The sequence below is a fragment of the Microcoleus sp. K5-D4 genome (genome assembly GCF_036704575.1).
Taxonomy (GTDB): domain Bacteria; phylum Cyanobacteriota; class Cyanobacteriia; order Cyanobacteriales; family Microcoleaceae; genus Microcoleus.
Genome location: NZ_JAUBSD010000131.1, coordinates 1 through 12,905, shown reverse-complemented (window position 1 = coordinate 12,905; position 12,905 = coordinate 1). Strand labels below are relative to the sequence as shown.

The window sequence follows — 12,905 nt, the reverse complement described above, 5'->3', positions numbered from 1 at the left end:
TAGTTGTCAACTTGAGCGAAGCCGTACAGAAAGGCACTGGCAATATTGTCATCAAGAAAGTCTCCGACAACTCAGTGGTAGAAACCATCAATGTTACTTCCACGAATGTCACCGTTACTGGTAGTACCGTCACTATTAATCCCACGGCAGATTTAGCGCAAGGTACTGGTTACTACGTTGAAATTGCTGCCGGTGCGATTAAAGACTTAGCAGGTAATAATTATGCCGGTACTACAGGCGCAACTGCCTGGAATTTCACCACTGCTGACACCACAGCGCCTACAGCCACCACTTTCACCCCCGCAGACAACGCCACCAGTGTTGCAGTTGCTGCTAATGTAGTTGTCAACTTGAGCGAAGCCGTACAGAAAGGCACTGGCAATATTGTCATCAAGAAAGTCTCCGACAACTCAGTGGTAGAAACCATCAATGTTACTTCCACGAATGTCACCGTTACTGGTAGTACCGTCACTATTAATCCCACGGCAGATTTAGCGCAAGGTACTGGTTACTACGTTGAAATTGCTGCCGGTGCGATTAAAGACTTAGCAGGTAATAATTATGCCGGTACTACAGGCGCAACTGCCTGGAATTTCACCACTGCTGACACCACAGCGCCCGCGCTCGCCAATATTACGTCAACCCTGGCAGATGGCAAGTATGGTGTGGGTAAAGCTATCCCCATCGCCGTCACTTTCAATGAAGCGGTCAACGTTACGGGAACGCCCCAACTGACGTTAAATAGCGGCGGCAAAGCCACCTATGCTTCTGGTAGTGGCAGCAATGCCCTCACATTTAACTACACCATCGCGGCGGGTCAGAACGCGCCAGACTTGGACTATGCTTCTACTACAGCTTTATCGTTAAACGGTGGCACGATTAAAGACGCCGCTCTCAATAACGCGACTCTGACTTTACCCGCTCCTGGTACCCCGAAATCTTTGGGAGCCAATAAAGCGATCGTTATTAACACACAGCCTCCCGATATCAGCACTCTTGATTTGGGCTTCAACAAGCTGCAAGAGTCCCTCACCAGCAATCTGGCGACTCAACTGCCCGTGGTGGGCGATAAACTCAAAGCCATTGCCCCTGATTTTCTAAACAGTATTAAGAACAGGCTAATTACCGACCTTAAAGCAGCGCCGAGCTGGGATCAGGTGAAGTTTCAAGACACTATCAAGACTTCCCTTGGCAAAGACTTCCCCAACCTGAAAATTACAAGCTCAGTTGGGGCAAACGGAGAAGCCAAAGTTATCGTGAACCTGAGCAAAGAGTACATTAAAACGCTAGGACTGAATGGTGATTTAGGACTACCGGCGCTGGGATTGAGTACTCAGGGCGATGCCAACGCCAAATTCAAGTACGACTTTTCCTTGGGATTAGGTCTGAATCAGGATGGCTTTTTCTTCGATACAACGAATACAAAGCTTGCCCTCAACGCTGAAGTCGGCTTAGCCAATAATTTTACGGGCAAGGCCAATCTAGGTTTCTTGCAAGTGGATCTAGCCAACAACGGTGCTAACCCCACTAAAATTACCGGTGACTTTAAGGCATCTCTGAAAGATTTAACTACTGCTCAAGGAGGGATAAATGACGGGCGACTCACCTACACTGAACTGAGCAAAGGCAACTATAAACTCTCGGACTTGATTGGTACGAGTTTAGACACCAAAGCCAACCTCGGCATGAGTGCAAAAACCAGCGTTAATGGCAGTGCTGCTATTCCGTCCTTCAACTTCGACCTCAACGCAGGTTTTTCGCCGCTTTCGTATAAGGACGGGAAAGGGAGTGGGCCGCAAAAACCCACGCTGGCATTCAATAATATGCAGCTCGACTTGGGTAGTTTTGTCACTGGCTTTGCCAAACCAATTATCACGACGATCGATAAGGTTATCACCCCGGTTCGTCCCCTGATCAATGTTTTGAACAGCGATATTAAGTTTTTGTCGGATATCAGTAGCATCCGCAACTATGTCGATCAAAACAAAGATGGCAAAGTCACTCTGCTCGAAGCTGGTATGGCGCTAACTGGCACAAAAGTCAATGGCAGCTTCTTGACGGCAGTGGACGCAGTTGGCAAAGCGAGTCAGTTGATCGGGGAACTAGCAGCCCAAGATGGCAATATTAAAATCGATCTGGGTGACTATGAAGTAGGTTTTGATGCTACCGATCCCAAGGCCGATCCCTCAAAAGCAACTAAGAAAAGCACCAAAACGCTAGGTTCGCCTACAGATCAAGCGAAATCGAAGTCTAAAGGCAAGGTGACAGAGTTTTTATCAACCTTGCAAAATATGCCTGGGTTGCAATTCCCAATCTTAACCAACCCCGGCACAGTGGTTGATTTACTGCTGGGTAAACCAGATGTGACGCTGTTTGCCTACAAAATGCCGGAACTGGATTTTAGCTTAAACATGGATCGCACTTTTCCGATCTATGGCTTTGCAGGAATCGGTCTGAACGGCAATTTGAAAGGCAACTTTAGTGCTAAAACCAATTTCGGTTTCGGCTTTGACACCAATGGGCTAAATCAGTGGAAAAAGGCAGGATTTTCTGCCTCAGATGCCTATAAAGTTCTGGATGGCTTCTATGTGAGCGATCGCCAAAATGCCGACGGTACGGGGCCGGATGTCCAGGAAGTCAAACTTAATGCCGATATCAGTCTAACTGGTTCAGTCGATGCTGTTTTAGCCAAGGCATACGTAACAGGCCGGCTAACCGGGAACGGCAAAGCTGACCTGATCGATGTGGGCGAAGAAAACGGCTCCAGCGATGGCAAAATTCGGGGTTCGGAAATTATTTCTCGGATTAGCAAGCCTCTGGATATGATTGCGGTGAAGGGAGGAATCAATGCTTCATTGGATGCTGGGTTTGATTACCTGCGACCGGGGTTTGAGAAGAGGTACTACACTATTGATTTAGGGTGGTTCGGTAAGAAAAGCGTCCCCTATTGGGTACCAAGCATAACTCGTGAAAATGTCTGGCGGCAAAATTTTGGCACCTACAATCTGGCTAATTTCGGTGTGGGTGCTACCTGGAAAAGCCGCGCGATCGATGGCTATATATCGGGTGGACTCGTGTTTTTAGATGCCAACTTTAATGGTATCAAGGATGAAGACGAGCCAGTCAGCGTTACCAATCCTGATGGGAGTTTCGATCTCCAGGTCGATGTTGCCCAATTCGACACCAATAAGAACGGTCGAATCGATCCGAGTGAAGGCAAGATTGTTCTGATGGAGGGGAACGATATCGCAACATATTTGCCTCTGGTTACGCCACTTACTTCTACTCCAGATTCCACCGTGATCACGCCTCTAACCACGGTTATTGCTGATTTGGCTAGCAAAGGGATTGACCCTGAAACTGCTGAAACTCAGGTGAAATCGGCTCTGGGGCTGCCGGCTGATGTTGATTTGGGCAGCTACGACCCCCTAGAAGCGATCGCCAATAACGATCCGAAGGGTGTAGCGGTGTTTGGCTCGATGATCATGGTGCAAAACACGATCGTCCAAACGGCGAAATTCATCAATGGAGTTTCCTCTTCGTCGCTGACGCAGCTAGGGAATGTTGCAACAGGAGCGATTGCCGAGACCCTCAAAGCTGGCACTCCAGTTGACTTGAGCAAACCAGAGACAATTCAGGCGATCGTACAGGGTGCGATCGCTGCGGCTGCCACGCAAGACAGCAATCTCAACACAGAGCAGTTAGCCAGGGTCGCCTCGGCTGCTGCACAAGTAATGGCCCTGGGCAATCAACTCATTCAGGAACTCGTCGCTAGCGGTCGCCCATTAAGTGAGATCGCCACGGAAATTACCAAATTGCAGGCAGTATCAGTTGGTCAAATCGCAGTCGGACTGCCGGAATTGGCAGCGGGAACCAAGACGATGGAGCAGTTCCTCGCCGACAATACCAAGGAAGCAATCCAGAAGAAGATGGAGGAAGTAGCGGTTAATGACCCTACCGTTCGCCCCACCTTCGAGACAATCAATCCTGAAGATCTGCTCGTTCCTTTTGAACCTACCTCTGGGGAAATCGGCACCGAAACCCCAACAGCGATCGCTCCGACCCCACCGATCTCTCCGACCCCATCAGTAACAGCCTCCCAAACACCGATACCATCGGAAACAGCGTCCCAAACACCAACACCATCGGAAACAGCATCGGAAACACCGACACCGACACCATCGGAAACACCAACCCCCACGCCAACAACTAATAACCTCTCAGACGATGAGTGCATCTGCGACCAAATTACCTATCCCAACTTAAACCGACCCAACTCGGTTGAAAACACCATACTCGGCGCATCTGGCATTCAGATAGGCACTGCTCAAAACGATGAATTACTAGGTAGCAATGCTGCCAACATATTCGAGGGCCAATCCGGGGATGACAACTTATACGGTGGTGCCGATAATGACATTATTAATGGCAACCAAGGTAATGACTTCATCGCCGGAGGCAAAGATGAAGATACTCTCTATGGAGATGAAGGTAACGACATCATCCTTGGCGAGTCTGGTAACGATTTAATCTTTGGAGGCAAAGGCAATGACTTCTTACATGGTCGCGAAGGTATGGACATCATTTATGGCAACAAAGATGATGACTTCATCGATGGTGGCAAGGATAATGACACCTTATATGGAGGCAAAGGTAACGACATCTTGCTTGGCAGTCAAGGTGATGACAATCTGTTTGGACAGCAGGGAAATGATACCATCTGCGGCGGTGAAGGCAATGACTTAATCAACGGTGACGAAGGAGCAGATATCCTGGGAGGGTGTGCCGGAAATGATACTCTGTTCGGAGGCGCAGAAAATGATACTCTCACGGGTGGGAAAGGCGACGATCTTCTTGATGGAGGCATGGGCAATGATAGTTTGATTGGCGGTAGTGGCAACGATATCTTTGCCTTAAAAGCAGGTCAAGGATTTGATCTAATCGCTGATTTTACCGTCGGTCAAGATTTGATTGGATTAAGCGGTGGTTTGAGTTTTGGACAGTTAGAAATAACTCAAAATACTGAGGGAACTCTCATCAAAAACCTCTTGACAGGGGAGCAGTTAGGTGTGATGATTGGAGTGAGTGCCAATGCGATTACATCTGCTAATTTCATGCTGATTTAGGAAAGGAAGGAAAAGTGCGATCGCCCATTCGATAAAATAAGGGCGATCGCACTTAACCAAAATAAACATTTATCTGCGTTCATCGGCGTCAATCCGTCGCCATCTGCGGTTAAAATTTTATACCTACTATTACGGCAATTTCACTTCTGTCTCCTGACTGATAACTACTGGTGGCGACAGAGTAGGCTCAGGTTCTGCCACATTCAACTGACCGCCACAACAACGCAATTCATAAAGTTTTGCATTAATTTGATACTCATACTGACTCAATAACCTTGCATAAATATAGCCAGCTTTTCCATCCAAAAAGCCTAACTGAATGAAGTAAAATAAAATAAATCTGAGCAGTGGTTTAAAAGGCAGCCACACCCAAACTTTTTTGAGAAAGCGTTTTCGCTGCACTGCATCTCCAAATAAGTGAGCGCCAATAGTACCGCTGTCGTCGCGCCCTTCAATTATATTGTAATAAACACGAGCTTCCCAATTAGAATAGCGGTTGTGCCGTTCTATCCAGTGAAATAAATCGCGGTAATCCTCGTGGATCATGTCATTTTTTAAGTAGCCGACTTGACCGGCTAAAATGACGTGTTCGTGAACTTCGTTGTCGCCAGTATTGGGGACGGATTCAGTGCCGAGATTTTCGTAACGTCCTTTTTGATGCTTGAACAAACGCAAATTCCAGTCTGGATATCTGCCGCCGTAACGCAGCCACTGACCTAAAAAGAAGACTTTGCGGTTGAGGTAGTAGCCGTCAAAATTGGGGTCTTCGATCGCCTGCGCGATTTCGTCCCAAAGTTCCGGCGGAATTCGCTCGTCGCAATCGACAATTAATACCCATTCGTTGCGAAAGGGCAGATTGTCCAAAGACCAATTTTTCTTTTTCGGCCAGCGGTTGTCGAAGTAGAATTGCACTACTTTTGCGCCGGTGCTGATGGCAATTTCTACCGTGCGATCGCTACTTTGGGAATCAACCATGAAAACTTCATCCGCCCTGGCAATGCTGGCCAGACACGCTGGTAGATTAAGTTCTTCGTCTTTTGCCGGAATGAGAACTGAAACCGGAATCTTGGATGAACTAGATGTCATAATCGAGTGCTTGAACCTGAATGCGGTCGAGTTTTTGTAGATGAAGTGCGATCGGCACAGCCGCGCCAACGAGTTGAGCAGCGAGGGATATTGCCTATAGCCTAATACCTAGTGGTCGATTTCGGTGCAAAAATCAGGCCGCGGATGGCTGCGCTCAAATAACCGATTTGACCCCAGGCAAAAACGAAATTTTCAAAACGCAGCGCCGGATCTCTAATATATTTAAAAGACTTCCAGACACCCCTCAAGATTCTTTCACCCCCTCGCCCAAGCTGAGCAATACCGGCTCGATCGGACAATTGTTCCCGATAACATTCGCTAATGCCCTGCCACCACCCGCGCTCTAGAAACCAAGCTTTGTTGAGCCTTTCTGCTGCGACATGGTGAAGTACCAGGGCCTCCGGTAGATAAACTACTTGCCAACCTAACTCTAAAGCTAATTCTGTCGTTCGCAACTCTTCATTTGACAGCAACTTTTTGCCGACTCTACCGAGTTTGACATCGAAGCCACCAATTTGTTCGAGAAAAGCGCGCCGGATTGAGTAGTTTACTCCCCTGGGAGTCAAACCGGGAGCAGTCACGTACAGGCAAGTATCGCCTAAATCATATGCTCCCAAGTTCTGGGCTAATCCCGGTGACAGCCATTCGGGCGGGCTGACTCCAGAAGGCCAGAGCAAATTGACTTTGCCACCAGCTACGGCGAGTTTTTGATTGCTTTGATAAGCTGCCTGCAGCACCCTGAGCCAATTCGGCTCAGCAATAGCGTCGTCGTCGAGATAAGCTAATATTTCGCTGCGAGCTTCCTTTGCGCCGGTGTTCCGCGCCACTGACAGACCGATTTCGGGTTCCCAGACGTACTTGAGGCGGCCATCCCCCAGTCTTGCTTCTACCACCTCGCGGGTGCGCGAAATCGAACTTTCTGGGCTTGCATAATCGCTAGAAGCGTTATCCACTACTACTACTTCAAAGTTGTCGGGAAAATCCTGTACCAGCAAGCTGTCGATCGCCCCACCTAAATAGGCGGCGCGATTGTGGGTGCAAATAATTGCTGATATCTGAGGATGATCGGGCATAAATAACAGCTTGGGAAATACGGGGGTTCTCGATCGACTTACTCGGATATTGTCTCATCAATGCTATTATCGCTTAAAAAGCATTTGGTAGTTGGCAGTTTAAATGATAATTGGTAATTGGTAATTGGTAATTGTGTTTAATCCTTTGTATCTGACTAATGACTGCTGACTAATAACTAATGACTAACTCAGTACCCACCACATCTAGACAATTAATCTTAGTAACTGGGCCCGCCCGGAGTGGCAAAAGTGAATGGGCCGAAACTCTGGCGGCGGGTTCGGGAAAACAAATAATCTATGTGGCTACCAGTCGCGTTGATGAAACGGATTTGGAGTGGCTTCGTCGCCTCGATCAGCACCGAAATCGCCGTCCAGTTGATTGGACAACTCTAGAAGTGCCGATCGAATTATCGGCAGTTGTGCGGGCCAGCAAGCCCTCAGATTGCTTGTTGATTGATTCCCTGGGAACTTGGACGGCAAATCTTTTGGAACAAGAAACTGCTGTTTGGGCGACTACGCAGCAAGATTTGCTAGCCTGTTTGAAGTCGGCGGCGGCTGATGTAATTTTGGTAGGGGAAGAAACCGGATGGGGCGTTGTGCCTGCTTATCCGGCGGGGAGGCTGTTTCGCGATCGCCTCGGCACTCTCGTCCGCCACATCGGGGCGATCGCCGATAATGTTTATCTCGCCACCGGAGGTTACGCTTTGGATCTAAGGGCTCTGGGTACCCCGCTGCCGCCCGTAGCGAAAAATTAACAGCCGGAGTCGCGATCGACAAGAGAGAAAACATCTCAGTTTTCCGATGGACAATTTTAACTAAAAATTAGGTATAATTTTAACTAAGATTGAAAACACAAGAGTCACATAAATTAGTCAAAAAACATACTCCCTAGGGGGAACGGCCCAACAATTTGACATGAGGAATAGCCAAATTTTGAAATTATGTAAAAGCTAAAATGTCTCTTAAGAAAGAGTGATAATTTAAAATTAAAAGTCTAAAATAATCAATTAGTTGAAGGGTTGACTAAAAGTTATGGCATCAGATAGTGAAGTAAGAAAATATATTGCTTACTGGTTTCAGTTAGGCAAAAAAGTATTAATTCGCAACGGTTCCGAAGCGCTGCTGCCCAAATCGGTAAATGCCGGCGATCGCTACAGCCAGGAATTTGAAGAGTGCTGGCAAAAAATCATCTCCCGCGACAGCGGAGACTGTTACCTCGAAGGCACAAACGAAACAATTGCCCAACTGCTGACACCCGCTTGGGAAATCAGTCCCTGCGCGCGCTGCGCTATGCCCGTAGTGTTCCAACAAACCGGAATGCCCCCGGAGTTCTGTCCCTGTAACGACTTACCGAACTGGCCCGATACCGAAATGCCCCAACCTCGATCGCCCGTCAGCAGCCAATCGCAACTATCAGGCATTCGCGATCGACTCAACCGATCCAGCGGCGAGTAAGTATATAAGAAGGAAGAAGGGTGTTCTTCCTTAAATTGTTACAATATATTTACAATGCTTCACACTAGGTCTGATTTATGAATGTCAAGACAGTATCGCCAGCCTCCCCGCAAACTTATGTAAATTCAGGGACTCAGGCTGTACTCGGCAATTTCCAAGATGCAAATACAATTCCCCTGCAAGCAGTACCAGTATCACTAGAGACCGAGGTCGTAACGGGCGATCGGCTCAAATCAGCCAGAGACATAGCTTTCGAGTTGGCAGGAGATGCTGTTCGGTACGATCCAGTCGCGATCGCAGCCCTGTACCGAAATCGACCTCTACAAGTCTGGGGAAGGCTGTCGAGCGTTGTTTGGACATTTTTTAGCTTTGCCTTCAGTGTGTGGTTCGACGGGAAAACAGGTCGTACCGCCACCAACCAAAAGCGTCGCGCCGTCCGACTGCGAGAAATTCTGGCCCAACTCGGCCCAGCTTTCATCAAAATCGGACAAGCACTCTCAACACGGCCCGACTTAGTACCGCCAGTATATTTAGAAGAACTAACAACGCTGCAAGACCAACTGCCAGCATTTCCGAACGAAGTAGCATATCAATTCATCCAAGAAGAATTGGGCGCCCACCCCAAAGACATCTACGCAGAAATCAGCCCAGACCCGATCGCAGCAGCATCTCTCGGACAAGTCTACAAAGGCAAACTCAAAACCGGAGAAACAGTCGCAATCAAAGTCCAGCGACCGGGTTTAGCCGAAAACATCGGCTTAGATATCTACATCCTGCGGCGCGTTGCAGTTTGGGCACAAAACAACTTCAAAGTAATTCGCAGTGACCTCGCAAGCATTATGGACGAGTTGGGTGAGCGCATTTACGAAGAAATGGACTACACCCACGAAGGTCAAAATGCCGAACGGTTTGCCAAACTCTACGGCCACATCAAAGACATTTATGTTCCCAGCATCTACTGGGAATATACCCGCCGCCGCGTCTTAACAATGGAGTGGATCACCGGCATCAAACTTACGAATTTAGAAGCCGTTAAAGCTCAAGGAATCGATGCTCCTTACTTAATTGAAGTGGGTGTGCAGTGTTCTCTCAGACAACTTCTCGAACACGGTTTCTTTCACGCTGACCCGCATCCCGGCAATCTTTTGGCAACTCCTGACGGTCAATTGGCTTATCTCGATTTCGGGATGATGAGCGAAGTTAAACCTTATCAGCGATACGGCTTGTTGGAAGCTGTGGTGCATTTGGTGAACCGCGACTTTGAAGGTTTAGCAAAAGATTACGTGAAGTTGGAGTTTTTAACTCCCGACACCGATCTAACGCCAATTATTCCAGCTTTGGCGGGCGTATTTAACAATGCTTTGGGTGCTAGCGTTGCCGAACTCAATTTCAAAAGCATTACTGACGAGCTTTCGGCGGTAATGTACGAATATCCTTTCCGGGTTCCAGCTTACTACGCTTTGATTATTCGATCGCTCGTCACGTTAGAAGGCATTGCCATCAACGTTGACCCCGAATTCAAAGTGTTGAGCAAAGCTTATCCTTACGTTGCAAAACGGCTGTTGAGCGACCCCGCACCGGAATTGAGAGCATCCCTGCAAGATTTGCTGTTCAAACAAGGCGAGTTCCGCTGGAACCGCTTAGAAAACTTGCTCAACAATGCCCGCGAGAGCGATGATTACGATGTGAGCAAAATCTTGAACCAAGCTTTAGAATATTTATTTTCCGAAAGAGGAGATTTCATTCGCGATCGTATTGTCCTGGAATTAGTCAAGAGTCTCGACACACTTTCCAGCAACGCTTTCGCTAACGCCAAATCTGTAGTCGGCGAATGGTTTGGAGTCAAGGCAAATCAACCTGTGGTTTCACAAACCGAACAAAAAAACTTAGAACATATCAAGCGGATTTGGGATATTTTGCAATCAACTCCCGGTTTTGACACGATGAAAGTATTGCAGCTACTGCCGCAGTTGTTAGTGAAACCAGAAGTGCAGAACATGGGCCAGAAAGTAGTCGGCGGTTTAGCTCAAAGAGCAGTTGCTAGGTTAATTCGCGAATTTTTGCTTTCCTCCGAACCCGCTGCGATTCCTGAGAATGGAAGCTATCCTAAAACTTCGCCTCAGTTGTCTTTACCTGCTGCGAAGTAGTTTGATTGGGACTTTTTTAACCGCAGATATTAGCTGATAAACACAGATGAACGCAGATGGAATTCCGTCTGCGTTCATCACTTTAAGCTGCTGCTTTAGTTGCTGGTAAAGGTTCAATTTCTTCTGGCTTGGCGTGACGGCGTGGGTCATCAAAACCCCAAGCAAATAGCCAATCGGGGTCAGCGTTACCGCAGCCGATCGAATATATTTGGCTGTGTTTGAAATGCTTGAAAAACTCCTGACACTTTTCATCGGTCATTAGCGATTCTTCTAATGGTAAGTCGTGAATTAGGGCGTATAAATCAAATTCGTTTCGCTCTGGATTCCATTGATAACGCAATTCAGGAGTGTAACCAAGTTCTAGCAGCTTTGCTATTGCCTCATCAGGGTTTTTATAGTTGTCTAAGTGAACGCGGTTCAGGGAAACAACTACTTGTACGTGGTGGTATTTTGCGGGTGTTAATTGATATTCGGTCATCGGTTTTTCCTTTTTTTCTCATCACAGGTGTAATAGGTTCTTCCGGTTGCGTCGGGGTGTCTTGTTGCTTCGCGGTTCTGCTGTTCGCATCGCTTAGCAGCTTCTGCATCACTCCGAGCATAAAAAGGTCTGTCCGGGTGTTCAGCGAGTTCGGCTTCCAAGTCTTCCCAAGATTTTTCTGGGTTGTCTGCGTCTCTCAACATTTGTCCCTCGCTTAATGTCTCCTCAGTCTTGAACGTTTTGCCCCGCTTCAGTTTTAGGCTCTGGCGGGGTTTCTGCTGTCTCTAGCCATTGCTTCATCAGTAAACCGATGACTTCGCTCATTGGCTTTTCTTGAGCTGTGCAAGCTAGTTTGAATCGTAGCTTTAGCCTTTTATCTACGTAAACGCTTAGTTCAGCCATTTCAGGTGGAATTTTTTTAGCCATGTCTCTCATACGCGCATACCTGTATTCTCGCATCTGGCGAGGGGGCGGTTTACTAGGTGGTGACACAACTACGTATTGCGCGGTTGCGCGATATACCTTATGATACTCGCATAGACAAAAAACGGCAACCCCACCGCCTTAAGAAATGTTGTTGCCGGAAACGCCGAACCAAGTATCGCTACCGGATTCTTCCAGCAAGATGTCGCTGCCTGCTTCGTCGTTATCCTGTTCACAAAAGTAGAGACAGCTAGCTTATAAAATCTTTATGTTGACTAAAAGTTCAAAAATAGATAAAATTTTTACAGTAGATCTTTTTACTTGCTGCGTAAGCCTTATAGCTTTTTCAGATGCAGGATCAGAGTCGCTTCCTTCGATCAAAACGGCTACGCGCTGCCCTCTGGTATGCCGCCAACGGCAAGTGCCAGCATTGCAGATGTGATTTGCCTTCAGACTGGCACGCAGATCATATTGAGCGATGGGCAGAAACTCAGAGAACCAATGTCCACGAAATGCAGGCATTATGCCCCAAATGTCATTATCAAAAAACTGCTGAGGAGAACAGAAACATGACAGATGCAATCCAATTAGATATTTTTTCTTCGCAATCTCCCAAAGAACCTATTAATTTAAGAAAGCATCAAGATGAATTTTATCAAATCTGTAAACGCATAAAGGCGGGAGAACAAATTAAAAAATTTTTTGGTAGTGCTTTTTTGTAAAGGGCGGAGAAAAATACTATAATTGATCGACGATCGCGACAGAGGAATGATTGAATGAAACTCGATCTAAGTTGCCCGACCTGTGGATCTGATGACATTATGAAAAATGGGACAACGCGCAGAGGAAAACAAAACCATAAATGTCGAGACTGTGGAAGACAGTTTGTGGAGAATCCACAGTGGAAACCAAAAGACAAAGACATCATCGCATTGGTAAATTTATTGTTATTGGAGAAAATCCCTTTAGCCCGAATAGTCAGAACAGTAGGTGTGTCAGCAAGCTGGCTCCAAAACTATGTGAACAAATATTATCAAAAGGTAAGTAGGTAGGCGGGAAAAAACATATTTATGTAACAAAACATTAAGCAGCATAATTGGAGTTAAACTTAAGGCGT

General features: G+C 47.1%; 12 protein-coding genes. 6 read left to right on the top strand and 6 right to left on the bottom strand.

The annotated features are described in order from the left end of the window. The first annotated feature begins 11 nt into the window (after window positions 1–11). Entirely contained in the window at window positions 12–5,126 is a 5,115-nt protein-coding gene (locus QUA77_RS27055) for an Ig-like domain-containing protein (RefSeq protein WP_333453650.1), read from the top strand. Window positions 5,127–5,255: 129 nt separating this feature from the next. On the opposite strand, the gene QUA77_RS27050 is transcribed toward QUA77_RS27055, so the two are convergent. Further along, window positions 5,256–6,212 carry a glycosyltransferase family 2 protein gene (locus tag QUA77_RS27050; protein WP_333453648.1) on the bottom strand — a complete coding sequence of 319 codons (957 nt, stop codon included), beginning with the start codon at window positions 6,210–6,212 and terminating at the stop codon, window positions 5,256–5,258. A 101-nt stretch (window positions 6,213–6,313) separates the two neighbouring features. Beyond that, window positions 6,314–7,285: a glycosyltransferase family 2 protein gene (locus QUA77_RS27045; protein ID WP_333042304.1), complete on the bottom strand. Its 972-nt coding sequence runs from the start codon at window positions 7,283–7,285 to the stop codon at window positions 6,314–6,316. 179 nt (window positions 7,286–7,464) lie between these two features. On the opposite strand from QUA77_RS27045, the gene cobU reads away from it, so the two are divergent. The 3 genes from cobU (at window position 7,465) to QUA77_RS27030 (ending at window position 10,887) form a co-directional block, all read left to right on the top strand. Next, the gene (gene cobU, locus QUA77_RS27040; RefSeq protein ID WP_333042302.1) at window positions 7,465–8,040 is read left to right on the top strand and encodes a bifunctional adenosylcobinamide kinase/adenosylcobinamide-phosphate guanylyltransferase; all 576 of its coding nucleotides are present in this window, start codon (window positions 7,465–7,467) and stop codon (window positions 8,038–8,040) included. Between the two features lie 277 nt (window positions 8,041–8,317). Then, a complete protein-coding gene (locus tag QUA77_RS27035) occupies window positions 8,318–8,740 on the top strand; it encodes a hypothetical protein (RefSeq protein WP_333042300.1) in 423 nt (140 codons plus the stop codon). A gap of 77 nt (window positions 8,741–8,817) precedes the next feature. Continuing rightward, window positions 8,818–10,887, top strand: coding sequence for an AarF/ABC1/UbiB kinase family protein (locus tag QUA77_RS27030; protein WP_333453645.1), 2,070 nt, complete (start codon window positions 8,818–8,820; stop codon window positions 10,885–10,887). A gap of 82 nt (window positions 10,888–10,969) precedes the next feature. Here QUA77_RS27030 and QUA77_RS27025 read toward each other — a convergent pair whose 3' ends face one another. The 4 genes from QUA77_RS27025 to QUA77_RS27010 all read right to left on the bottom strand — a co-directional run bounded on the left by QUA77_RS27025 (window position 10,970) and on the right by QUA77_RS27010 (window position 12,310). Further along, entirely contained in the window at window positions 10,970–11,365 is a 396-nt protein-coding gene (locus tag QUA77_RS27025) for a hypothetical protein (protein ID WP_333453643.1), read from the bottom strand. After that, on the bottom strand, window positions 11,362–11,568 hold the full coding sequence (locus QUA77_RS27020; RefSeq protein ID WP_190663068.1) for a hypothetical protein: 207 nt from the start codon (window positions 11,566–11,568) through the stop codon (window positions 11,362–11,364). The genes QUA77_RS27025 and QUA77_RS27020 overlap by 4 nt, the downstream gene beginning before the upstream one ends. Window positions 11,569–11,590: 22 nt before the next feature. Next, window positions 11,591–11,767, bottom strand: coding sequence for a hypothetical protein (locus QUA77_RS27015; RefSeq protein ID WP_333453641.1), 177 nt, complete (start codon window positions 11,765–11,767; stop codon window positions 11,591–11,593). A gap of 276 nt (window positions 11,768–12,043) precedes the next feature. Continuing rightward, a complete protein-coding gene (locus QUA77_RS27010) occupies window positions 12,044–12,310 on the bottom strand; it encodes a hypothetical protein (RefSeq protein WP_333453639.1) in 267 nt (88 codons plus the stop codon). Between QUA77_RS27010 and QUA77_RS29465 the strand changes: the two genes are divergently transcribed. Beyond that, complete coding sequence (locus QUA77_RS29465) at window positions 12,232–12,510, top strand: HNH endonuclease signature motif containing protein (protein ID WP_445302108.1); 279 nt, start codon at window positions 12,232–12,234, stop codon at window positions 12,508–12,510. The genes QUA77_RS27010 and QUA77_RS29465 overlap by 79 nt on opposite strands. 54 nt (window positions 12,511–12,564) lie before the next feature. Then, window positions 12,565–12,840 carry an IS1/IS1595 family N-terminal zinc-binding domain-containing protein gene (locus QUA77_RS29460; protein ID WP_445302107.1) on the top strand — a complete coding sequence of 92 codons (276 nt, stop codon included), beginning with the start codon at window positions 12,565–12,567 and terminating at the stop codon, window positions 12,838–12,840. Window positions 12,841–12,905 lie beyond the last annotated feature (65 nt).